This window comes from Pseudomonas brassicacearum (assembly GCF_003732265.1).
Taxonomy (GTDB): domain Bacteria; phylum Pseudomonadota; class Gammaproteobacteria; order Pseudomonadales; family Pseudomonadaceae; genus Aquipseudomonas; species Aquipseudomonas brassicacearum_D.
In genome coordinates this window covers 50,688-74,019 of the sequence record NZ_MOBK01000011.1, presented here as the reverse complement: position 1 = coordinate 74,019, position 23,332 = coordinate 50,688, and the positions used below count along the sequence as shown (strand labels likewise).

The window sequence follows — 23,332 nt, the reverse complement described above, 5'->3', positions numbered from 1 at the left end:
TCGTGACGCTTTGAAAACAGCTTCTAACGGACATTGGCGCCTTAAAAGGCTGGCTGATTCTACGGCAAAAAAAAATTAAAGGTAAGTGAGGGTCTATTGGACTTTGGTGGCGAGTCGCGTTGTGTGCCGACGTGTGCGAGGCAAGGCGCGGGATGCCGCTAATGGTTGTTCCCTTGGCAAATCCCGCAACGCAGCCTCGCACACGTCGGCGCGCAACGCGGCCGTCACCAAAGTCCAATAGACCCTCCGCCCCTGAACTTTGAGGGGTGATGAATGTTAGACAAAGGGCTAACATGCCGGCCTGTTCTGCTTTCCCGTGTTTTGCCTACCTATGCCCAATCAGACCATCAAGACCCCCTGCGTCGGCCTCTGCTCCACTGTTTACGGTGATCTGGTGTGCCGTGGCTGCAAGCGTTTCCACCACGAAGTGATCAACTGGAATGGTTACAACGAGGAGGAGAAGCGCGCGGTATGGCTGCGTCTTGAGCAATTGCTGTCCCAGGTGATGGCCAGCAAGCTGGAGGTTTTCGACGCCCAGCGCCTGCGTCTGCAACTGGAGCAACGCAAGATTCGCTTTGTGCCGCATCAGTCGGAGTATTGCTGGGCGTATCAGCTGATTGCCCGTGGGGCGCGGGTGATCAATAACCTGGAGGCGTACGGGATGGTGTTGATGCCGGAGTTTCGTGACTGGAATTTGCCGGAATTGCGTGATGCCATTGATCGGGAATTCTTTTTGCTGTCTGAGGCGCATTACCAACGGTACATCGCGCCGGGCTTTTTAAAAGACGCCTTCGGCGCCTGAAAGCTTCGCGAGCAAGTCGAATCGTCGCACCGCCGCTCCCACATTTAACCGAGTTCCACCAGTGGAATGCGATCGAATGTGGGAGCGGGCTTGCTCGCGAAGGCGTCTGTTCCGACACCGCCCATCTCAATGCTGAGCCAATTCCTCAAGGTGATCCTCAATCTCCTGCGGCTTGAGCACCAACACATCACTCTCCACCGCATCCAGCACCACTTCAGCCGTATTGCCGATCAACGCCCCTGACAATCCGCTACGTGCCACCGTCCCGATCACCGTTACCGCCGCCTGCAGCTTTTTCACCATGAACGGAATCAACACATCCGCCGGCCCTTCCTCGATATGCAAATGCGCATCGTCGATGTCGAATTCCGCCTGGAATGACTTGCACTGTTCGCGATAGCGCGCCTCGATGGTTTCTTTGAGCTGAAAGGTCGGGTCGGCCGACGACAGCATCGGCGATGGATGCGCACTGATTACGTGCAGATGCGCCTTGGCCAAGCTGGCGATGTCATAGCCGTAATCGATGATGGTGTTGTGCAGGTGACGGTGCTCGCCGTCGGTGTTGCCCACATCAATGGCAGCCAGAATGACTTTGTCTTTCCAGGATCCAGCCGTTTTCACCAGCAGCACCGGTGTCGGGCATTCACGCAGCAGTTTCCAGTCATCCGGCGTCAGCAGCGCTTTTTTCAGCGGGCTGTCCGGGTAATGCTGCTTGACCACCAGCCCACAGCTCTCGGCTTGCTGAACGTCGATAATGGTCTGGTGCAGGCTGTGATTCCAGGCCTGCTCGGTCGTAACACTGTAACCGTCGTCCAGCAACGCGGCTTTGAGCACCCCCAACATGCCGCTGTGATCATGCTTGGGATCGCCGACCAACAGGTGCAAGTGCGCCTGGGTCACGCCGGCAATCAATTTGGCCCGTTTGAGCGCCAGGCTCTCCGAGTGTTCGGGTTCAATGACCACCAGGATGCTGCGAATGGCTTGCATGATCGGGATCTCCATAAACGGGTAAAAAGCACGGCGTTGCACAACTATAGTTGCTGCTCGCCAACCAGGTACTTGATGCATATCAACGGTTGGCGACTGGTGGTCTGGCGGCAGGCCGGTATAATCGGCGCCCTTCGTTTTGACCATTTATCCGTGAGCCCCATGATCCTTCCCGAAATTCACGAGTTCCTCGGCTGCCGTACCCCTGACGGCTGGGTGCAGGCCGCACTGGCCGATCAGGAAACCCTGCTGATCGACCACAAGAACTGCGAATTCAAGGCCGCCAGCACGGCGCTGAGCCTGATTGCCAAATATCACTCCCACGTCGACCTGATCAACCTGATGTCGCGTCTGGCCCGGGAAGAACTGGTGCACCACGAGCAAGTCATGCGCCTGATGAAAAAGCGCAAGATCGAGCTGCGCCAGTTGTCCGCCGGGCGCTACGCCTCGGGCCTGCGCAAAGTGGTGCGCAGCCATGAACCGGTGAAACTGGTGGATACGCTGGTGGTGGGGGCCTTCATCGAAGCCCGCAGTTGCGAGCGTTTCGAGGCGCTGGTGCCGCATCTGGACGAAGAACTGGGCAAGTTCTACTTCGGCCTGCTGAAAAGCGAAGCCCGGCATTTCCAGGGTTACCTGAAGCTGGCTTACCAGTACGGCGACGCCAAGGACATCGCCCAAGTGATCGACAAGGTCCGTGCGGCAGAGCAAGAGCTGATCGAGTCACCGGACGTGGAGTTTCGTTTCCACAGCGGTGTGCCTGCTGCGGCCTGAGGCCTTGTAGTGCCATCGCGAGCTTGCTCGCTCCCACATTTTGAATGCGGTCCCCTGTGGGAGCGAGCCTGCTCGCGATGAGGCCATCAGCACCACCGCAACCTCCGCTCAGCGAGTCAAACCCAGCCGTTCATGCCACTCGGCGATGGACTCCTCAGGATAAACCTCGAACAGCTGATCCCCCGCATGCGCCTCAACCTCGACCCACGGTGCTTTTGAACCGAGCATCAAATGCGTGTGCTCCGGTGGGACCGGCAGCGCGGTGTCGATGGCGGAGGCAAACGGGTGGATCAGTTCCGGCCATTCAGAGCTGAACAGCCACAGTCCCGTCCCACACAGCGAGCAGAAATGCCGCTCGGCGCTGCTGCTGTGCGCACGTTTATCGCCTTCGTCCTTCATGCGCGCATGGTAGATCGCGATGTGTTTGCGACCGCGAACCTTGAGGCTCCCGGCATCACCGCCGAGGTTAATCGCAAACCCGCCACCGCCCTGTGTCTTGCGACAGATCGAGCAATAGCAACGCTGATAAGGGTAGGGGTGGGCGCTGTTCAAACTGAACGACACCGCACCACAATGGCAGGAACCTTCGAGTTGCATGGCAACCTCCGACCGGTCTGGGGTTATCCAGACAGACTAGACCGGCACCAGAATCGCATCACCCGTCGCCACGAGTTTGAGTTGATCGCCGCTCTGGGCAAACAGCTCGGCGCGGGCGAATACCTGTTTCTTGCCGGCCTTCACCACCCGACCGCGTGCGAAGAACACTTCACCGACGGCCGGCGCCAGGCAGTTGACCGAGAAGTGCGAGGCCAGCACGTTGCCGGCGACCGTGCCAGCGGCAAAACCGCAAGCGGTGTCGAGCAGCGCGCCGATCAGGCCCGCGTGGAGGAAGCCTGCATATTGCGCCATATCGGTTTCGCGAAAAGCCATGGTCAGCTCGGCTTCGCCGCTGGCGGCATGGGTCACTTCGACACCGGCCCAGCGGTTGAAGGCTGAGGTTGAGTTGATCTGTTTCAGTGCGTCGAGCATGGCGAATCCCTCCGATTGAGGCACCAACATGCGCCGGGTGTGGAGGGAAGTCATGGTGGATAAGGGAGGGTGATGGGCCGACGGATTTGTGGTGAATGTGCCGGCCCCTTCGCGAGCAAGCTCGCTCCCACATTGGATCTTCAGCGTTCACAAAATACCTGTGGGAGCGAGCCTGCTCGCGAAGAACGATAACGCGGTCTCACTGGACGCCCGCGGATGCCCAAGGCAGCATGGACACCTTCATATCCAAGGCTGACCTCATGCGACGATTGCCTTCCTTAGCCGCACTGCGAACCTTCGAATGCGCCGCCCGCCACGCGCATTTCGGCCGGGCCGCCGCCGAGTTGTGCGTCACCGACAGCGCCGTCAGCCACCAAATCCGTCAGTTGGAAGAACAGTTAGGCGTTTCGCTGTTCATCCGCGAAGGCCGGCAGATTCGCCCGACCATGGCCGCCGGCCGACTGATGCAAAGCCTGCAGCAAGCCTTCGAACTGATCGGCGATGCCTGCGACGAACTGCGCGATCCATCATCCCTGGCGGTGTTGCGCCTGGCCGTCACCGCCGAGTTGGCGCAAAAGTGGTTGATGAGCCGCCTCACGGATTTCTACGCGCGCTATCCGCACATCACCCTGCACCTGTACGAACAACCGATTGACGGCACGGCGCCGGGTGAAGATATCGACCTGGCGATCACCTACGGCACCGGTCCGGTGGACAGCAGCGCGTACTTCGTCAGGCCTTTGCCGGCGTTGCAGTTCTTCCCGGTGTGCAGCCCCGGCCTGTTCAATCAGGGCACCTTGAAAACGCCGAAGGATCTGGCCCGTCATTGCCTGCTGCACGACGATCAGGATGGAAAGACCTGGACCGCCTGGCTGACCAGCCATGCCGGTGATCAACGCCCCGAGCGACAGCTGTATTTCGCTCACGCCGGCCTCGCGCTGGAAGCCGCGGCCCAAGGGCAGGGCGTGGCTATGGGCGATAACCTCACGGCGCAGGAAGATTTGCTCAGCGGGCGTCTGGTCCGGCCTTTCACCTCGAGCATGACTGCCCTCGGCCAATACGCGCTGGTATGCGAGCGGGTGCGGCTGGAGCGTCCGGCGGTGGCGCAGATGCTCGAATGGTTCAACGATCAGCTGATCGATTGATGAGTTGAATTCAACTGTCCCGAAATAATCATCGTTGGCGAGGAGGGCGCCAGCGACCTTAGCCTGTGGTCATTCCAATCCCCGCTGACGAGGTTTGACCATGGCACGTTTGCTCGTTTCCACCCCCAAGCAAGACGGTTTCCGCTTGCCCGGCGAATTCGAAACCAAGTCCGGTTGCTGGCTCGGCTGGCCGGAGCGCACCGATGTCTGGCGCAACGGCGCCAAGCCCGCGCAGAAAGTCTGGGTGCAAATCGTCACCGCGATCTCGCACAGTGAACCGGTCACGGTCTGTGCCTCGGCCGCGCAATTCGCCACCGCCCGCCGTCAGTTGCCGCCGCAAGTGCGCGTGGTGGAAATGACCTGCAACGACACCTGGTTCCGCGACAGCGGGCCGTGCTTCGTGGTCAATGACCACAGCGGTGAAGTGCGCGGTGTCGACTTTGAATTCAACGCTTACGGCGGTCTCGACGGCGGTTTGTACTACCCGTGGGACAAGGACGATCAGATCGCCAGCAAAATCCTCGAAATCGAACGTTTTGACCGTTACCGCGCGCCGCTGATCGCCGAACTGGGCGGCATCCAGAGCGACGGCCAGGGCAGCATCCTCACCACCGAGCAATGCCTGCTCAACCGCAATCGCAACCAGCATCTGGGCAAGGAAGAAGTCACGCGGCGCCTGACCGATTACCTCGGTGCCGAGCAAGTCATCTGGCTGCCACGAGGCTGCAAATTTGACGAAACCGACGGCCACGTCGATGACCTCGCGTGCTTCGTGCGTCCCGGCGAAGTGGTGCTGCAATGGACCGACAACCGCGATGACCCGCAGTGGGAAATCTATCAGGAGGCCTACGACATCCTGCGCAGCACCCGCGACAGCCGTGGCCGCGAGCTGATCGTGCACAAACTGCCGCAACCCGACGTACTGGAGTGGACCGCCGAAGAAGCCGAGGGCCTGGATCAGCAAGACAGCACGCACACCCGTCAGGCCGGGACGCAAATCTGCGCGTCGTACATCAACTACTACGCCGGCAACACCTCGATCGTGGTGCCGCTGTTTGGCGATCGCAACGATCAAGCTGCGATGGCGACCCTCGCCGAGTTGTTCCCGCAGCACAAGATCGTCGGCATCGAAAACTCCCGGGAAATACTCCTCGGCGGCGGCAACGTGGCTTGCATCACCATGCCCCAGTACGCCGCGCCTGCCAGCCACAAAAAGGGAGTATGAACATGGGCCTGCACAAACTGACTCAAGCGTTAATGCTGGTGCTTGCACCCCTGTGTGTGCAGGCCGCCGACACCGCCAAACCGGTGGTCAACCTGTACATCTGGGGCGAGTACCTGGCGCCGGATACGCTGAGCAATTTCGAGAAGCAAACCGGCATCCATGTGGTCGCCGATCACTTTGATTCACTGGAAACCGTCGAGACCAAATTGCTCACCGGTCGCAGCGGCTATGACCTGGTGCTAACCGCCGGGCAACATCTGTCCCGAGCGATCCAGAGCGGTGCGATCCAGACGCTGGACCGCAAGCAAACGCCGCACTTTCAAGGCGTCGGCGAGGAATTCCGCCAGCACATGGCGGTGTTCGATCCGGGCAACCGTTACGCCGGCATTTATGCCTGGGGCACCACCGGCGTCGGTTACCAGGAAGAAGCGGTGAAGCAGCGCCTGCCCGACGCGCCACGGGAAAGTTGGGCGATGCTCTTCGACCCGGCAGTGGTATCGAAATTTGCCGATTGCGGGGTCAGCCTGCTCAACGATCCCAACGAAGTATTCGCGGCGGTCATGAAGTACATGGGCCTGGACATCAACCGCCAGAGCCTCGATGACCTGAAACTGGCCGAGCAGCAATTGGCGAAGATTCGGCCGTACATTCGCTACTTCGACAATGACCTGAACATCAGCGACCTGGCCAACGGCAACACCTGCGTGGCGATGTCGTGGAACGGCAACGTGGCCATCGCGGCGGGGCAGGCCGAGGCGGCGAAGAAACCGTTCACGCTGAAGTACCGGATACCCAAGGAAGGCACGTTGATCTGGTTTGACGCCATGGTCATTCCCAAGGATGCGCCACACCCCGAGGCGGGGCTGGCATTGATGGATTACCTGATGACACCTGAAGTGATCGCGCCGATCACCGACACCATTCACTACGCCAATGCGATTACGGCGGCGGACGGGCTGGTCGATCCGGCGATTCGTGATGATCCGGGGACGTATCCGTCGGCGCAGGTGAGGGCTTCGTTGTATAGCAAGAATGACAACGGGAAGGCGTTTAACCGGGCGTTGATTCGGGCGTTTAGCCGGTTGAAGTCGGGGTTGTGATTGGCGCTGAGTGATGGGGTGAGTTTGCCGGCCCCTTCGCGAGCAAGCCCGCTCCCACATTTAACCGAGTTCTCCCAGAAGAATGCGGTCAAATGTGGGAGCGGGCTTGCTCGCGAAGAACGATGACTCGGTCTATCGGGTAGGCACCCGCCACAAATACCACGCCGCCACCGTCCGATACGGGCTCCACCCCAACCCGATCTCCACCATCTGCTTACGCGCCGGCTGCACCTCCAGCCCCTTCAGCCGCCGATACCCCTCACGCACGCCAAAGTCATCGGCCGGCAAGATATCCGGCCGCTCAAGGCTGTAAATCAGCAACATCTCAACCGTCCAGCGGCCAACCCCACGCAAGGTGATCAGACGCTCGATCAACACCTCATCGTCCAAGGCCAACGCCGTTGCATAGTCGGGCACCACGCCATCGAGCGTCGCTTGGGCGATCCCCTGAATGGTCGCGATCTTACCCGCCGAAAATCCGCAACTGCGCAATTGATCAAACCCGGTCGCCAGGATCTGCTCCGGCCGTGGAAACGCCACTGACGGAAACAACGCCAGCAAGCGCCCGACAATCGCATCCCCAGCCTTGGCGTGCAGTTGCTGGTAGGCAATCGCCCGCACCAGCGACTCATACGGATCGCGCGCCGCATGCGGTTGGTGCAGGCACGGACCGACGACGGCGATGTGGCGCGCCCAGTCTGCGTCAAGGGACGCCAGAAATTCGGTCGCGGGCCGATAGGGATCGGGCACGGCGGTCAAGCGTTCCCGGCCGTTTTCAGCAGGGCGTTGACTTCACCGTAGGTGAAGGCCTTGAGGTGACTGCTGTCGAGTTTGCCGGTGTCCAGAAAACCCTTGGCCAGCCCGGCCATGGCGCCATACAGGAATTCGGCGATGCCCGACCCGGCACTCAAGCGCCGCACGCCCAGAGCTTTCAGCGCTTCAGGCGAAGGCAGGCTCGCAAGCCCCAGCACGTTCACCGGCAACGTCGTGCCTTGGCACAGCGCAGCGATTTCGTACTCCGCCGACACGCCCGCGGCGAACAACCCGTCGGCACCCGCGGCTTGATACAGCGCGGCACGCTTGAGGGTCTCGGCCACGCGATCTTCGGCAGGCACCAATCCCTTGAGGTACACATCGGTGCGCGCATTGATGAACAGCCGCACATTGCGCTGATCCGCCACCTTGCGCGCCACTTCGATTTTGCGCACCAACAACTCGGGCGGGGACGCGCCGTCCTCGATATTGATCCCGACCGCCCCGGCCGCAATCACCGCTTCAATCACTTGAGCGACCCGCGTCAAGTCAACGGAATAACCGGCCTCGACGTCCACGGTCAACGGCACGGAAATCACCCGGGCGATGGACTCGACGGTCGAAACCAGACGATCGAGGGGCAGGGCGTTGCCGTCCGCATAACCATGGGCCCAGGCCACCGCCGCGCTGCTGGTCGCAACGGCTTCGCAGCCCAGCTGCTCGACGATGCGCGCCCCGGTGGCATCGGCGACGTTGGTGAGGATCAACAAGCCTTCGTGGTGCAGTTGGTGGAATTGCTTGTCCATCGAATGTCCTTCCTTATGACGATTGAGGCAATCAGAACGCCAGTTGTTGGGTCATCTGCATCGCAGCGTTTTCCAGCCGGAGCAGAAACGCCTTGCGTGGTTGCCCTCCACCATAGCCGGTCAATGAACCGTCTGCACCGATCACCCGGTGGCAGGGCACCACGATGGCCAGCCGGTTGTGCCCGTTGGCCAGGCCCACCGCGCGACTGGCGCCGGGCTTGCCCAGCAACCTGGCGATGCTGCCGTAGGTGCTGGTCTGGCCGTACGGGATGTGTGCCAGTGCAGCCCAGACCTGCCGGGCGAACTCGCTGCCGGGCATGTGCAGCGCAACAGTGAATTCGCTGAGCTTGCCGGCGAAGTACTGCGCCAGTTCGGCCTCGATCTGCTGCAAGTGCGCGTTGTGTCCCGGCGCGACCGCGTAGCCGTAACGGTTTTGCAGCTCTTCGACTTCACGGGTCAATGCCGGACGGTCGAGGAATTCCAGCAGCACCAGCCCGCGACGCTCGGCCATGGCGATCATCGGCCCCAGTGGCGTGGTCAGCCGGGTGAAGAGCAGGGGTTCACTCTGTGCGGCTCGTCCCGGGGTGATGTGGAACGACTTCTGGAACGCGTCACGAAAACCGCTGAGGGATTCATAACCCGAATCGAAGGCCGCGCTGTCGATGGAATCGCCCTGTTTGATCCCGCCCAGCGCCATGCCGAGGCGACGGGTGCGCAGCCAAGCGTGAAAGGTCATGCCGAAATGCTGTTTGAACCAGCGCCGCAACTTCAGCGGCTCGATGCCCTCGGCCAGCAACTGGGCGTCGGTCCAGCGCTGCTCGGGATCGGCGTCCACCGACTTCAGCAGCGTCTGCACCCAGCCTGGCGCGATGGCCGCAGCGTCCAGCGGCTTGCAACGCAGACACGCGCGATAACCTGCCGCCATGCATTCATCGGCGTGGGCAAAGAACTCGACGTTCTCCGGTTTCGGCGAGCGCGCCGTACAGCCGGGGCGGCAGAAGATCCCGGTGGTTTTCACGGCCGTGAAGAACACGCCTTCGTAGGCAGTGTCGCGTTCAAGCATGGCGCGAACCATTTCGGCGTGGGGCGGCAGCAATGCGGTTTGTATGTTCATGGCCTGAGCATAAAACCCTGCGGGCGGTGACTCCACCGGAAAATCGACAGTGAATTTTTGTGGCCCTGGACTACAGTGTCCGGGTTACCGGTCATGCAACCCTTCAGGAACTGATTTCATGCATCCGTTCACGATTCAACACATTGATCACATCGTGCTGCGCGTCCAGGACCTGGAGCGCAGCATCGCGTTTTACGCCCAGGTATTCGGCGCTGAACTGGTTAAGCGCCAAGACCACTTGGGGCTGGTGCATTTGCGCGCCGGGACTTCCATGATCGACCTCGTCAGCCTGGACGGGGAGCTGGGGCGCAAGGGTGGTGCCGCCGCTGGCCCAGAGGGGCGTAACCTTGACCATGTCTGCCTGCGCATCGAACCCTTTGATGAAGTGGCACTTGTCAGCCACTTGCAGTCTTTTGGTTTGACGCCGGAGAAAGCGGCCACGCGCTTTGGTGCTGAGGGTTATGGCTTGTCGCTGTATTGCTTTGACCCGGATGGCAATCAGGTTGAGCTCAAAGGGGCGTCGACTGATCAGCCTTAAGCGTCGTTTAGCCGCTCACGTAGGAACTCGATTCGGGGCCAAGCGAACTTCAAGGCATCAAACCGGCCACTCGATAGGATTCGATCATTTCTGAAAATGTCGGACGTTTCTTTGATTTTATTGGAAGCCTTCACACGTTTAATGGCGCGTGTTTAAAAACACTTGGTGTTACGTCCCGAAGGCTACAAAACCTTGCGCCGTTACCTACGGGTCAGAGAGAATCCGCCGGCTTGTGCGGCTACGGGGCGGGCTATATCGTCTCCCTGTCACTGAAAAACAGTGATCGGGTTTGGTAGCCCGTCTAGAAGCCGCATGACAACACCTTATGTAGTCTCTTTTTGGGACTCTGTTTTTATGGTGGTCATGCGTGGGGCTCCATTGTGAGCGCCGGGTTTCCAGCTTCTACCGGTCTACCAACCCACGTATGGCCGCCACCCCTTCGTTTGGTAGCGAGGGTAATGGCTCCTCAATATTAGAAGTTGGAGTTCATCTATGTTCAAGGTAACACCTAACCCACCAGACACCGATTCACCAGATACCGATCCGCCAAACGCCGATTCAGTATCCCCGTACGAAACCCTCGACCCCAAAAAACTCCACGACGCCGCCGAACGCGCGCTCAATTTCTATCTCAACCCGGCGGCGCTCATGAACAACACCCCTCGAAAACCCAGCACCATTTACATGATTGCTCCAGACGTCGACCATGAAACCTTGCTGGTTCAAACGTGCGAGAACATGGCGTCGGCCAGTGTCATGGCCAGCAACGTGGCGGCATCGCTAGAGGGGACTCATCGCAGTAACGTCCTGGCGTTGCAGCAGGTCATCATGTTGGGGGAGCTGGCGGTGAATCGAATGCTGGATAACTTCGTTCCGCCTAAGTAATCGCTGCATTACGTTGGCGGGGGAGCTTGCTTCCTCGCCAACACCGCTAGGCGCCTGCCAGCGCATCGATCCGAGCCGTTATCCACTCACGGCCATACGCAAGCACGCTATCTGCCATGGCCGTCGGAAAATGAATAAACCCGTGAGGACATGACGCCAACACATGCACCTCAACCGGTGCCGATTTCATCCAGCGCTCGGCTAATTCGAGTGTGTCGTCTCTCAGGGGATCCAGCTCGCCGGCAAACATCAGCGCCGGCGGAAAACCCGTAAAGTCGCCGTACAACGGTGACAAGGGGGGCTGCCGGCGTTGCTGGTCATTCAGGTTCGGCGTCAACCTGCGCAACGCTTCAACCATGCCGGGGCCGTCCAACACCAGCGTTTCAGGGGGCGCCGCACGCACGCTCGCCGTTCCCGTCAAATCGTAGACACCGTAATACAACAACGCGCCGCTCACCCGTTGGAGCAAGTCGGGTGACAGCGCCAGCAACGTCGCCGCAGCAAGATGCGCCCCGGCCGATTCACCGACGACGATCACGGGCAAGCCAGCAGACTCTTCACAGCTGTCACTCAGTAACCAGCGCGCGGCACACAGACAATCCTCCATCACACCCTCAATCGGTGTCGATAAGGCAAGCCGGTAATCGACCGATACGACCGTGACGTTGCACGTCTTCACCATGGCAACGTTGAAGTTGTCATCCATCTGCGCATTGCCGATGACCCAGCCACCGCCATGAAAATCCAGCACGACGCCCTTTGATTCACCTCTGGGCCGGATGATCCGAACGGGCACTGAAGCGCCGCCCACGCTCACCACCTTTCTCTCAGCCTTGAGCTCGTGCTTGAGCAATTTACCTGCGCCGCCAATTTGACTGGCACGCAGCAAGGCCTGGATCAATCGAGGCATTAGGCGATTGCGGATTCGAAAGCGCGGCAACCAGGCGAGCTTCTTGTTGAAATCGCGCACCTGTGCCAACTCTCGCTCGTCAGCAGGCCATGGGGATTTGATCCCCTCGTTGGCATTCATCATCAGCGGTTATTGCGCAAGATGGAAAAATTCAACGCAGCGGCCACGCAAAGCCACGCAAGGTAAGGCAGCAGAATCAAGCCAGTGATCACATCCAGTCGCAACGCCATCACCACCATCACCGCGACTACTAGCCAGAGCAGCGTCAGGATCACCATGCCGGCGAAAATGCGCTGAGCGCCGAAGAATACCGGCGTCCACAGCGTATTCAGCGCGATCTGCGCCGCCCATAACGCCAGCACCTCCTGGCTTCCAGGTATCAGGGTCAACCGGTACCCGGCCCACGCGAGCAAAAGGTAGATCGTCGACCAAGCGACGGGGAACACCCAGTTGGGTGGGGTGAAGCCGGGTTTGACCAGCGATTCGTACCACTGGCCCGGTTTGAAAAAGAAGCCTGTGCTTGCGGCTGCACCGCAGGCGAGAAGAAAAACGAGAAAGGTCATCGGCGATCCTTGGCTGAGGTCATTTGTCGGGGTTGCTAGGCCATGTCGGCAGCGTTAAAGAGATGACGCCCAGCGAAGCGAAAAGTTTGGATGGGGGAATAACATTTCTCAGATGCAAAGGCGGGAAGGGGACGATGTCGTGCTTAAAGAACCATCGTCCCCCGGTTGATCACGCTCGCTTCGCCATCAACAACACCGAGGCCGCCGCCGACAACAACCCCGCGCAGCAACGGTTAAACATCCGCTTGCCACGCGGCTCAGCGAACCAGCGACGCATGTGCAAACCCATGTAGGCGTACGCACTGATGGCAATCCATTCCAGTATCAAAAACAACGCCCCCAGCAACGCGAATTGCGGCGTCACCGCGCGGGTCGGGTCGACAAACTGCGGCAGGAATGCGGTGAAGATCAAAATGGCTTTGGGGTTGCCGGCCGCCACCAGAAACTCCTGCCGCGCCAAGGCCAGCACACCGACGGGGAGCCGGGTGTCAGCGCGCTCGGCGCCAGGGTCGGCGCGCCACAATTGCCAGGCGAGGTAAAACAGGTACGCCGCGCCGACGATCTTGATCCCGTAGAACAGCATTTCGGAGGTTTGCAGCACCACGGCCAACCCGGCGGAGGCGAGGGCGATCATGCCGGCGAACGCCAGCAACCGGCCGATCCCGGCCACGCAGGAAGTGCGATAGCCGTAACGCGTCGAGTTGCTGACCGACAGCAGGTTATTCGGCCCAGGCGCCATGTTCAGGGCAAAGCAGGCGGGCAGAAAAAGAGTGAGGGTAGCGAGGTCCATGGCGAGTCTCCGGCAACGAGAACGCCATTTTTATCATGGAGGGCGTGCGGCTCGCCCCGTACAGCCATGAGCGCAAGCCGCAGTACACTTTTATTTGGCGAACTTTCTCGCGCCCGCTACGCATACGATTACCGCCACGGTGACCCCGAGCATGCCGAGGCTGACCTGTTCGTGCAGCAATGTCGCCGCCAGCGCCAGGCCGAAAAACGGCTGCAGCAGTTGCAGTTGTCCCACCGCCGCAATCCCGCCCTGCGCCAATCCGCGATACCAGAACACGAAACCGATCAGCATGCTGAACAGCGACACATACGCCAGGCTCAACCAGGCCGGCATCGTGATCCCGGACAATGAAACGGGCATCCGCCACACCGTCAGCGCGGCCATCAGCGGTAGCGACAACACCAGGGCCCAGCAAATCACCTGCCAGCCGCCCAGTGTTCTGGAGAGCTTGGCGCCTTCGGCGTAGCCCAGGCCACAGGCCAGAATCGCCAACAGCATCAGCACATCACCGACAGGCGACGCGGTCAGGCCCTGGGAAACGGCGAAGCCGATCACCAGCAAACTGCCCAGCACCGAAAAAAACCAGAACGCCGGCCGTGGACGTTCGCCACCGCGCAACACACCGAAGACCGCGGTGGCGAGCGGCAACAGGCCGACGAAGACGATGGAATGCGCCGACGTCACGTATTGCAACGCCAGCGCCGTCAGCAGCGGAAAGCCGACCACAACCCCCAACGCCACAATGACCAACGGCAGCAATTGACTGCGCGCCGGGCGCTTTTCCTTGAACAGCCACAACATGCACAGCGCCAACACGCCGGCGATGGTGGCCCGGGCGACGGTCAGGAACACCGGGTCGAATTCGAGCACGGCCACGCGGGTGGCGGGCAGTGAGCCGCTGAAGATCAGCACACCGATGAAGCCATTGATCAGCCCGCTGGCGTGCTTGTCCAGCGTCGGTCTGTTGAGCGTTGAGGTCCTTTCCATGTGGCGTCTCCGTGTCAGGTTGCGTGAAAGGCATCCTATGAGCCAGGATTAAGAACAATCAAAAAATTGTCATGGATACATCCCACGATGCCTCGCTCCCGTTACAAGTCCCTGGTGGACACTTTGGCCGCTGATATTCACTCGGGGCGCTTGCTGCCCGGCACACGCTTGCCGACGCACCGTCAGTTGGCCGCCAGCGAAGGCCTGGCGCTGGTCACGGCCAGCCGGGTGTACGCCGAGCTGGAAGCGATGGGGCTGGTCAGTGGTGAAACCGGGCGCGGGACCTTTGTCCGGGAGACGTCGTTGCCGCCCAGCCACGGCATCGATCAGCCGGATGTTGCGCCGGGAGTGATCGACCTCAACTTCAACTATCCCGCGCTGCCGGGGCAGGCCGACCTGTTGCGCAATGCCTTGCGCCAACTCGCGTTATCCGGCGACCTGGAATCGCACCTGCGCTACCAGCCCCATTGCGGGCGTGCGCATGAGCGCGCCTCCATCGCCCGACATTTGCGCAGCCGAGGCCTGACGGTCGACGCCGACAGCGTGTTGATTGTCAGCGGCGCTCAACATGGTCTGGCGGTGACGCTGATGGCGCTGCTGCGACCCGGTGACGTGATCGCGGCGGACGCGCTGACCTACTCGGGTTTCAAAGTGCTGGCCGCCACGCTGCACCTTGAAATCGTGCCCATTCCCGTCACGGAGCACGGCCCGGATCTGCAGGCGCTGAACGACCTGTGCCGCCGCCGGACGGTGCGGGCCGTGTACACCATGCCGACCCTGCATAACCCGATGGGCTGGGTGATGCCGGCTGACCAGCGCGAACTCCTGGTGTCGATTGCGCGCAAGCACGACCTGCACATCATCGAGGACGCGGCCTATGCGTTTCTCGCCGAAGACGCGCCGCCGCCCATCGCTGAGCTGGCGCCGGAGCGGACGATTTACGTGTCCGGGTTCTCCAAGAACGTCGCCACCGGCCTGCGTGTTGGTTTCATTGCGGCCCCGAAGCAAAACGTCGCCGAACTCGAACGTACGATCAGGGCGACCACCTGGAACACCCCGGGCGTCATGACGGCCATCGCCTGCGGCTGGCTCGAGGATGGCACCGTCACCCGGCTCGAAGCGCAAAAGCGCGAAGACGCACAGGCGCGACAGAAGCTGGCCGATGAGGCGCTGAGCGGACTTGCCGTGATCCGCCATACGTCGTCCTACTTTCTGTGGCTACCGTTGTCGGAAGATGCACGGGCGGACCAGATCGCCGTAGCGCTGATGCGCGAGCAGGTCTCGGTGTCCACCGCCGAACCCTTTGCGACGTCACTCCATGTGCCTCACGCCCTGCGGTTGGCGCTGGGCTCGGTGGACATGGACACGCTTCGACAAGCGCTGCTGAAAGTGAAGTGGGTAGTGGAGGCGCATACGTAATAAGTCCGAGGCATCGGGCGATCTGGACAACAACACGCCCTCAATCAAAACCATGACCTACGCTTGTTCACAGACACATGTTCAGTGAGCAGGGGTTGCTCCTGAGCGCGATTCAACCGGCACCGACAAAAACGAGATCAGGAGACCGCTCATGTTCGCTTTGTTCCGTCGTTTCAACTACGCCGCCGCCGTGGCGATCACCGCTGTCGCACTCTCGACACCCGCCATGGCGCTGGATACGGTCAAGTTCATGGCCCCGGGTTCGGTCGGAGGCGGTTATGACCAGACCGCCCGCGAACTGGGCAAAGCCATGATCGAGGCCAAAGTCGCTAAATCCGCCACCTTCGAAAACAAGGGCGGGGCTGGCGGAACACTGGGGCTTGCGCAGTTTGCCAACAGCACCAAGGGTGATCGCGATGCGTTGCTGGTGGTGGGCGCGATCATGGTCGCGGGCATTGAACAGAACAAACCGCAAATCACCTTGAAGGACGTGACACCGATTGCCCGGTTGTTCACGGAGTACAACGTGATTGCAGTGCGCAAAGAGTCCGAGTTCAAAACCCTGGAAGACTTGCTCAAGGCCTTCAAGGAAAAACCGACCAGCATCACGTGGGGCGGCGGCTCCAAAGGCTCGGTCGATCACATCGGCATCGCCGAACTGGCCGGCAAAATGGACATCCCGGTGAGCAAGGTCAACTACGTCGCTTTCGCCGGTGGCGGTGAAGTGGTTGCTCAGGCGTTGGGCGGGCAGATCAAAGTGATCACCGGCGGTTATGCCGAACTGGGTCAATACATCAAGAACGGCCAGTTCCGCGTGCTCGCCATCGGCGCGCCGGAGCGCGTTCCCGGCATTGATGCACCGACCCTCAAAGAGAAAGGTTACGACGTGATCATCGGCAACTGGCGCGGTGTGTACGGCGCGGCGGGCCTGAGCCCGGAGCAGCGTAAAGAACTGACCGACGCCGTTGTCGCGGCTTCCAACAGCCAATCCTGGAAGGACAACATCCAGACCAACGCATGGTCGCCGAGCGTGTTGACCGGCGATGAGTTCGGCAAGTTTGTCGCCGAAGAACACGTGCGGTTGCACGCGATGCTGGTCAACGTCGGGCTGCTGAATTGACATGGCCGGCCCGCGCAACATTGTGCCGCCACAGTTGGCGATCGGCCTTGGCCTGATCGCCATCAGCGCCGTTCTGGCGGTCGGTGCCTTCCGGTTTCCGCCCGAGATGGGTTTCGTCATTTTGGGCGCGCATGTCTATCCCTACGGGTTGGCGGTGTTCCTTGGCGTCGTTGGGTTGCTGCTGAGTTATCAGGCCGTTACCGGTGGTTTTCGCGAGCTGGCGGATCACGACGATGAATCGGCCAAAGCGCTGCCCGGCGGCAAACGGGGTGCGGCGTGGGTCACGGCGGGACTGGTGGGCGTGGCGGTGCTGATTAACCTGATCGGCTTCGTGCTCGCCGCCGGGCTGTTGTTTGTCTGCGCTGCACGCGGGTTTGGCAGTCGTCATCCGCTGCGCGACCTGGCCATCGGCATTGCCCTGACGCTGCCGATCTACTGGCTGTTCAACGCCGGGCTCGGGGTTTCCCTGCCGCCCCTTGTCAACGCCTGGATCTGAGTCGGGCCGAAGGAGATCAACCCGGTGGATATTCTTGCAAGTCTGGCGATGGGGTTTTCCGCGGCGTTGTCGCCGATCAACCTGATGTGGGGCTTTATCGGCTGTCTGCTCGGCACGGCGATTGGCGTGTTGCCCGGCATCGGGCCGGCGCTGACCGTGGCGCTGTTGCTGCCGATCACTGCCAAGGTCGATCCTACCGGGGCGCTGATCATGTTTGCCGGTATCTACTACGGCGCACAGTTTGGCGGCTCGACGACTTCCATTTTGCTCAACACGCCGGGGGAGTCGTCCTCCATGGTCACGGCCCTGGAGGGAAACCTGATGGCCCGCAACGGCAGGGCCGGGCCGGCGCTTGCCACGGCGGCCATCGGTTCATTTGTGGCCGGGACGATTGCCACGATTTTGCTGACCCTGTTTGCCCCGGTGGTTGCCACGCTGGCGCTGAAATTTGGCCCGGCAGAGTATTTTGCGATTCTGGTGTTGTCGTTCACCACCGTGTCGGCGGTCCTCGGCGCGTCGATGCTGCGCGGTTTCGCCTCGCTGGGGGTGGGCCTGGCCATTGGCTTGATCGGCCTGGATTCGACCTCGGGCATTGCTCGCTACACACTGGGGGTGCCTGAGTTGGTGGACGGCATTGAAGTGGTGCTGGTGGCGGTGGGGCTGTTTGCGGTGGGGGAGGCGTTATACAGCTTGTTGTATCAAAAAGAAGAAGCCAGCAACCGGCACCGTTTGACCTCGTTGTGGATGACCCGCGCCGACTGGAAACGCTCCGTTCCGGCCTGGCTGCGCGGCACGCTGATCGGCTTTCCGTTCGGTTCGATTCCCGCCGGTGGGGCCGAGATTCCGACATTTCTGTCCTATTCGGCCGAACGCAAACTGAGCAAATACCCGAAAGAGTTTGCCGGCAGCAAAGGCGAGGGCGCGATTGAAGGCGTTGCCGGGCCTGAGGCGGCCAACAACGCCAGTGCCACCGGCTCGTTGGTGCCGCTGCTGACGCTGGGCATTCCGACCTCTGCCACGGCCGCCATCCTGCTGGCCGCGTTCCAGAACTACAACCTGCAACCGGGCCCGATGCTGTTCCAGACCTCGGGGGATCTGGTCTGGACCCTTGTCGCCTCGCTGTACATCGGCAACGTCATCCTGCTGGTGCTGAACCTGCCGCTGGTGGGGTTGTGGGTCAAGCTGCTGCAGATTCCGCGTCCTTACCTGAACGCTGGCATCCTGGTGTTCGCCACCATCGGTGTGTACGGCATGCGTCACTCCTCGTTCGATCTTTTGCTGATGCTCGGCATCGGCTGGGGCGGAGTGCTGATGCGGCGTTTTGATTTCCCCGTGGCGCCGGTCATCGTGGGTATGTTGCTGGGGCCGATGGCTGAAAAGCAGCTGCGTAATGCCTTGTCCATCAGCGAGGGTGACTGGACAACCTTTCTCACACAACCCATTGCCGCGTCGTTCCTCGCACTGACGCTGCTGGTGCTGATCGTCCCGCATTTGCTCCATGCTCGGGGCATCAAGCTGCATGAGGACGATTAAGCCCTACAAAACGCGATAGGCAGTTTTCTTCAATACGCAGGGTTTGGCGCTCAGTACCGTGAGCGCTGAGTTCCCTGAATTGAAGAAGGTGTGCGATGAGTCTGTTGATTTCCATGGCAACGTTTGCACTGGTGGCGTCAATCACGCCGGGGCCGGTGAACATTGTGGCGTTGAGCTCGGGTGCGCAGTTTGGCTTTCGCGCCAGTCAGCGACACGTCGCCGGGGCTACGCTGGGGTTCGTTTTGTTGTTGGTGTTGATGGGGCTGGGGCTGCATGAGGTCTTGCAGGTGTGGCCGGCGCTGACGCGGGCGGTGCAATGGGCGGGCGTGGCGTTTCTGTTGTTCATGGCCTGGAAGCTTGCAGCGGACGATGGTCGCATCGACGCCAAAGAGTCGCGCCGGGCGCCGTCGATGCTGTACGGCGCGGTGATGCAATGGCTCAACCCGAAAGCCTGGCTGGCCTGCGTGGCGGGGATGGGCGCCTTCGTCGCGGACGGCGAGGCGCGGTTGGTGTGGCAGTTTGCGGCGGTGTATTTGGTGATCTGTTATGTGTCGGTGGGGTGTTGGGTGTATGCCGGAACATTCCTGCAGGGTTATTTGAATAATCCGGCAGGAATGCGCTTGTTCAACCGGGTCATGGCGCTATTGCTGGGGGCGAGTGCCGTGTATCTGCTGGTTTCCTGACCCCAAGACAAGTCGCCTCAATCGAGGCCGTGCAGCAAACTGAACTCGTTTTTTGTCAGCGCAGTGAAGCGGTTGTTTCGCAGTTGGCTGATGGCATACAGCGCGCGACCTGTGCGGCCATTGCCGTCGCCCAAACCGTGGAAACCCACGACAGTTGCCAGCAAATGTTTGTCGAAGTACTCATGGCCGGTGTCCAGCGTTTTCAGGTGCTGCTCCATTGCGGCGAAGCCACTGATGTTGCTGGCGTACTTCTTGTCATTGACGCCAATGCGCACGACGTCAGAGGTCGCGGGGGCAATCCGTGCGTGCACCTCTTTGATCACCGCCGGATCGGTCAGCGGTTTGTTGTTGCCTGCATAGTCACGCAGGACCTGAACGATGCTCTCAACGTCATTACCGGGAGAGGTCGAACCGTTGACAATCCAGGCACCGGCCCTGCGCGAATTATCCGTAAAGCCGTTCGGGTTGAACGTTGCTTCCGGCATGGCCTGGTTAAACGGCGCCTTGCCCAGATCCTGTATCAGCACGTTTTGCTGGTAGCCCTTCATGTAATTGACGTTTTTTGCTTCGAACTGGGCATAGGTGGCCAGCGTGTCGGCATACCCTTGGGCACCCGATGCGGACCGTGCGGTGGTGTAGCCATATTGCGATTTGTCCAGGACTGCGGCGAACAGGTCATCGACCGCCGTTCGGCCGATCAATGCCTCCAGATCCTGCGCTTGCTTGAATGGGATCGCCGATTCGATGACCGCTTTATTGAACAGATGCTCAAGTTCAAGGTGGGTCGCACCCTCGGGCAATCGAATGTTCTTGTCCCCCAGACGGGCGACAATCTGTTCGACCGTCTGAATGCTGTCGTCCTTGAACAGCGCACGCCCATGGGCAACCGTGTCCAGCGACATGCGAAGCCGGGGCCCGACACCGGTATGGTCGACGGCCTTGATCAAGTTATAGTTGTTGGCACCGGTTATATAACGCAGTTGCTGTCTGGCAGCGTGTGACGCGGAGAGGCCGCTGCCGCTTAGTTTTGCTACGCCCCGGCCGAGTAGCTTGGCGCCCCCCTTGAGCAGATGTGATGCACCGCTGACCGGATTGACCAGACTGGCGGCGGTACCGGCCACAACTTTGGACGCAGACAACAGTTTCGACACCAGGGTCGAGGCTTTTGCACTGATCGCGACGACTTTGACGCCGATAATCGCGAAGGACATGACCAGCGCTGCGGCGTCGATGACGCACCCCAGTATCGCGCTACGTTGTCTGGAGGGAACACCTGAGGACAGGTCCTCAATGCAGCCTTTGAACGGAATGATCAGGTTCAAAATGACGTTAAATGCGGCATCGGTACTGGCAATTGCTTTTTCGCGTGCTGTCTCGTCAAGGCTCAACGTTTTCAAGGCGGCTTTGTTGAAGTACGGGTTCTGCTTGGCAATAAAATCGCTGATTTCATTTTTCCGCTGGGAGCGGAAGTAGCGGTTCGGCGAAGTAGTGTCGGTATTGTCAGAAGGTACATTGAACTCGCCGAGTTTGTGGAAGACAACCTGAGAATTCTGGCCGCTACGGGCTGGCAAGTTCTTGAAGTAAGCACGAGCGTCGATGGGGTAATCCATGAATACTCGTTTTTCCGGATAGTCGGCGTCGTCAGTGTTGAAGGGATTCAATCGATAATGTTCGACAAGTTCCTTGTTTAAAACACATTCCATTCTGAGTGGGAAAAGTTCATAACAACGAAGTTGCGAATCTTTTCGTGCATAGATGAAGGTTCCATACGGGTGTTTTTCGCCCAATGGAACGACGCCGTCAAGTCCGGCCGGTCCCCACGAATAAACCTGGTAAATAGCCAAATGCCCTTCTTCGATGAACTGCCTGTCCAGGGGGCGAAGTTGCGAAAATGCAATGTTGATCGAGGCAGATAACCCGTGGGTCATCATATCGATATGGTCGTCAAAGACCGGCTCGTACAGTTCGGCAACGGGAGGCATGCGGACCAGGTGAGGGAAAGACTTGTAAACACTTTCTCCTGAGATCCGGTCCCATTCCTCAGTATGAAGTTCGTCCCCCATATAAAGGTCTATCACCGACACCTTTCTTCCCGCCCCTCCACCGGTACCGCGATGTTTGACCAACAATTCTTCAGGGTCGCAGTCCGATTCCCAGGATTTCAACTCTTTCAACGCAAGTGCCTTGCGATGGGGTAATGGCTTGCCCAGTTGATTCACGGCGCTGTTGATCATATCGATGTGCTGTTGATATTCATCCATGGCCAGGGTCACAGCATCCGTGCTCAGGTTGCCTTCGGCGTCCCGGGAGACAAGCCTGTTCATCAAGGCCCAGGTGATGACCGGATCGACCGATACCGTCGTCGACAGGTTTTTTACAGCCGGGCTCAATTCCGATACCCGGCCAAACCCGAGCAACTGCTGATACGTCATGCTTCGAGAAACGCCGTGAACAATCGATTCGGCAAAGTGCACGGCTTGGGTGAATACAACCCAGCCGGGCGTTCCAAGGTGTAATTCGGGCGGCAGATCATGGACCAGATATTCCGGTGCCATGCCTCCCAGGATCAGCTCTGCCACCAGCGGCGAAAAGAGTTCATGCAGTTTGAATGTAGAAACCAAATGCTGTTCAAGTTGCGTGCGAACGTCGGCCGGACTGGCCAGCAAGTATCGTTTGGAATAGAGGTCGAAGCCGGCAAATGTGGTATTGGCCCGATCAGCAGCGGGGTCCAGGTCAAGCAGTATCGCCGCGATGACCAGTTGCTCAATAAACGGCTCTGCGGGTTTGAGGCCCGTCTCATCGGCGAACCATCCCAAGGCATCGATGTACGCTTGCCCATTGTCGGAGGCCCGCACGGCAATGTCGATCAGCCGCGCCATTCGGTAACTTTGGCTGGTGGGCAATCCATCGGAGGAACCGCTTTCGAGTCTCAGCGAATCGCCAAGCAGGGCAACCAGAGAAACTTCGCCTGCGGTTTGCGCCTCGGAGACCTGGCGAATGAGTGCACGGTTTTCTTCCGTGAGATTGAACGGAGAGTCTTCCGGTGAATCCAGTAGTTGCCAGTAATTTTCATAAGCAGGGCTGTCTGGCAGTGTCGAGTGATTGATCAAGTCGATCAGCTCTTTGGCGCTTTCTACGGTGCCAGGCAGTGGCAAGCCGTGAATGTTTAACCACTGACTGACCGCCATTTTCTCGGTGGCGGTCACCCACCCACCGGTCAACCTGGCCATACTCGCCAACAGTTGAAGGTCTTCTTCGAACGATTCAAGACCGGCGACATAGTGAGTGATGTCTGTGCGGGCAGAGAAGTAGCCGACGGTGATAACGTCGGTTTCGACGGTGCGGCTGCTGATGTTCTCATGGGTGTAATAGAGATGACCCGACTCATCGACTTGAAAAGAACTTGTCGGGGGGATGGACCGTTCAGCGCGAATCTTTAAAAAGTCGGGGTGACGAATAAGCCTCGATAGGCATATGGCGGCAGGGCGATGCAAGTTATCCAGATGAGAGTTTGTCATGCGTGTGACCGATAAGCGGTCCCACGACCAACCGATGGTTTCCATGACGTCTGCATCACTGAGGAAGTTGGCAATAACCTCGGTAATTGATTGTTTCTCTTGTTGGTTGTTGGAGTTAAAAAGGTTGTTATATGAATTGCTCAAAAAGAAGTTCCATC

The 23,332-nt window shown here is 59.8% G+C and carries 23 protein-coding genes; 12 read left to right on the top strand and 11 right to left on the bottom strand.

The window, feature by feature from the left end; translation table 11 throughout:
• Positions 1-331 precede the first annotated feature (331 nt).
• Positions 332-802 carry a DUF1289 domain-containing protein gene (locus BK660_RS25580; protein ID WP_123435652.1) on the top strand — a complete coding sequence of 157 codons (471 nt, stop codon included), beginning with the start codon at positions 332-334 and terminating at the stop codon, positions 800-802.
• A 126-nt stretch (positions 803-928) separates the two neighbouring features.
• On the opposite strand, the gene BK660_RS25575 is transcribed toward BK660_RS25580, so the two are convergent.
• Positions 929-1,789, bottom strand: coding sequence for a universal stress protein (locus tag BK660_RS25575; RefSeq protein WP_123435651.1), 861 nt, complete (start codon positions 1,787-1,789; stop codon positions 929-931).
• 162 nt (positions 1,790-1,951) lie between these two features.
• On the opposite strand from BK660_RS25575, the gene BK660_RS25570 reads away from it, so the two are divergent.
• Positions 1,952-2,560 carry a MiaE family protein gene (locus BK660_RS25570; RefSeq protein ID WP_046032069.1) on the top strand — a complete coding sequence of 203 codons (609 nt, stop codon included), beginning with the start codon at positions 1,952-1,954 and terminating at the stop codon, positions 2,558-2,560.
• A 108-nt stretch (positions 2,561-2,668) separates the two neighbouring features.
• On the opposite strand, the gene BK660_RS25565 is transcribed toward BK660_RS25570, so the two are convergent.
• A complete protein-coding gene (locus BK660_RS25565) occupies positions 2,669-3,157 on the bottom strand; it encodes a GFA family protein (protein ID WP_123435650.1) in 489 nt (162 codons plus the stop codon).
• 36 nt (positions 3,158-3,193) lie between these two features.
• Complete coding sequence (locus BK660_RS25560; RefSeq protein ID WP_123435649.1) at positions 3,194-3,589, bottom strand: PaaI family thioesterase; 396 nt, start codon at positions 3,587-3,589, stop codon at positions 3,194-3,196.
• A 260-nt stretch (positions 3,590-3,849) separates the two neighbouring features.
• On the opposite strand from BK660_RS25560, the gene BK660_RS25555 reads away from it, so the two are divergent.
• The 3 genes from BK660_RS25555 (at position 3,850) to BK660_RS25545 (ending at position 7,059) form a co-directional block, all read left to right on the top strand.
• The gene (locus BK660_RS25555) at positions 3,850-4,734 is read left to right on the top strand and encodes a LysR substrate-binding domain-containing protein (protein WP_123435856.1); all 885 of its coding nucleotides are present in this window, start codon (positions 3,850-3,852) and stop codon (positions 4,732-4,734) included.
• Between the two features lie 100 nt (positions 4,735-4,834).
• Positions 4,835-5,959: an agmatine deiminase gene (gene aguA / locus BK660_RS25550; protein WP_123435648.1), complete on the top strand. Its 1,125-nt coding sequence runs from the start codon at positions 4,835-4,837 to the stop codon at positions 5,957-5,959.
• A gap of 2 nt (positions 5,960-5,961) precedes the next feature.
• Positions 5,962-7,059 (top strand): extracellular solute-binding protein, encoded by a 1,098-nt coding sequence (locus BK660_RS25545; protein WP_123435647.1) that lies wholly within the window; start codon positions 5,962-5,964, stop codon positions 7,057-7,059.
• Positions 7,060-7,191: 132 nt separating this feature from the next.
• Here the strand turns inward: BK660_RS25545 and BK660_RS25540 are convergent, their stop codons facing one another.
• From BK660_RS25540 to BK660_RS25530, 3 genes are read right to left on the bottom strand one after another with little or no spacing between them, the layout of a single operon-like run.
• Positions 7,192-7,809 (bottom strand): DNA-3-methyladenine glycosylase family protein, encoded by a 618-nt coding sequence (locus tag BK660_RS25540; RefSeq protein ID WP_123435855.1) that lies wholly within the window; start codon positions 7,807-7,809, stop codon positions 7,192-7,194.
• Between the two features lie 5 nt (positions 7,810-7,814).
• Positions 7,815-8,618: an isocitrate lyase/PEP mutase family protein gene (locus BK660_RS25535; protein ID WP_123435646.1), complete on the bottom strand. Its 804-nt coding sequence runs from the start codon at positions 8,616-8,618 to the stop codon at positions 7,815-7,817.
• Positions 8,619-8,649: 31 nt separating this feature from the next.
• On the bottom strand, positions 8,650-9,732 hold the full coding sequence (locus tag BK660_RS25530) for a bifunctional transcriptional activator/DNA repair enzyme AdaA (protein WP_123435645.1): 1,083 nt from the start codon (positions 9,730-9,732) through the stop codon (positions 8,650-8,652).
• Positions 9,733-9,850: 118 nt separating this feature from the next.
• On the opposite strand from BK660_RS25530, the gene BK660_RS25525 reads away from it, so the two are divergent.
• Both BK660_RS25525 and BK660_RS25520 read left to right on the top strand, forming a co-directional pair.
• Positions 9,851-10,270, top strand: a complete 420-nt coding sequence (locus BK660_RS25525; protein WP_123435644.1) for a VOC family protein — start codon at positions 9,851-9,853, stop codon at positions 10,268-10,270.
• Between the two features lie 492 nt (positions 10,271-10,762).
• Entirely contained in the window at positions 10,763-11,155 is a 393-nt protein-coding gene (locus BK660_RS25520; protein ID WP_123435643.1) for a DUF6124 family protein, read from the top strand.
• A gap of 46 nt (positions 11,156-11,201) precedes the next feature.
• Here BK660_RS25520 and BK660_RS25515 read toward each other — a convergent pair whose 3' ends face one another.
• The 4 genes from BK660_RS25515 to BK660_RS25500 all read right to left on the bottom strand — a co-directional run bounded on the left by BK660_RS25515 (position 11,202) and on the right by BK660_RS25500 (position 14,405).
• Positions 11,202-12,188 (bottom strand): alpha/beta hydrolase fold domain-containing protein, encoded by a 987-nt coding sequence (locus BK660_RS25515; protein WP_123435642.1) that lies wholly within the window; start codon positions 12,186-12,188, stop codon positions 11,202-11,204.
• Positions 12,188-12,628 carry a tryptophan-rich sensory protein TspO gene (tspO, locus tag BK660_RS25510; protein WP_123435641.1) on the bottom strand — a complete coding sequence of 147 codons (441 nt, stop codon included), beginning with the start codon at positions 12,626-12,628 and terminating at the stop codon, positions 12,188-12,190. The genes BK660_RS25515 and tspO overlap by 1 nt, the downstream gene beginning before the upstream one ends.
• Before the next feature lie 169 nt (positions 12,629-12,797).
• Entirely contained in the window at positions 12,798-13,418 is a 621-nt protein-coding gene (locus BK660_RS25505) for a LysE family translocator (protein WP_123435640.1), read from the bottom strand.
• Positions 13,419-13,508: 90 nt separating this feature from the next.
• Positions 13,509-14,405, bottom strand: a complete 897-nt coding sequence (locus BK660_RS25500; protein ID WP_123435639.1) for a DMT family transporter — start codon at positions 14,403-14,405, stop codon at positions 13,509-13,511.
• Between the two features lie 87 nt (positions 14,406-14,492).
• On the opposite strand from BK660_RS25500, the gene BK660_RS25495 reads away from it, so the two are divergent.
• From BK660_RS25495 to BK660_RS25475, 5 genes are all read left to right on the top strand, one after another.
• The gene (locus BK660_RS25495; RefSeq protein WP_123435638.1) at positions 14,493-15,824 is read left to right on the top strand and encodes an aminotransferase-like domain-containing protein; all 1,332 of its coding nucleotides are present in this window, start codon (positions 14,493-14,495) and stop codon (positions 15,822-15,824) included.
• A gap of 151 nt (positions 15,825-15,975) precedes the next feature.
• Complete coding sequence (locus BK660_RS25490) at positions 15,976-16,944, top strand: tripartite tricarboxylate transporter substrate binding protein (protein WP_123435637.1); 969 nt, start codon at positions 15,976-15,978, stop codon at positions 16,942-16,944.
• A gap of 1 nt (position 16,945) precedes the next feature.
• On the top strand, positions 16,946-17,440 hold the full coding sequence (locus tag BK660_RS25485) for a tripartite tricarboxylate transporter TctB family protein (RefSeq protein WP_123435636.1): 495 nt from the start codon (positions 16,946-16,948) through the stop codon (positions 17,438-17,440).
• Positions 17,441-17,464: 24 nt separating this feature from the next.
• Positions 17,465-18,973, top strand: a complete 1,509-nt coding sequence (locus BK660_RS25480) for a tripartite tricarboxylate transporter permease (RefSeq protein ID WP_123435635.1) — start codon at positions 17,465-17,467, stop codon at positions 18,971-18,973.
• Positions 18,974-19,068: 95 nt separating this feature from the next.
• Positions 19,069-19,656: a LysE family translocator gene (locus BK660_RS25475; RefSeq protein WP_123435634.1), complete on the top strand. Its 588-nt coding sequence runs from the start codon at positions 19,069-19,071 to the stop codon at positions 19,654-19,656.
• A gap of 17 nt (positions 19,657-19,673) precedes the next feature.
• Here the strand turns inward: BK660_RS25475 and BK660_RS25470 are convergent, their stop codons facing one another.
• Positions 19,674-23,318, bottom strand: a complete 3,645-nt coding sequence (locus BK660_RS25470) for a hypothetical protein (RefSeq protein WP_123435633.1) — start codon at positions 23,316-23,318, stop codon at positions 19,674-19,676.
• Positions 23,319-23,332 lie beyond the last annotated feature (14 nt).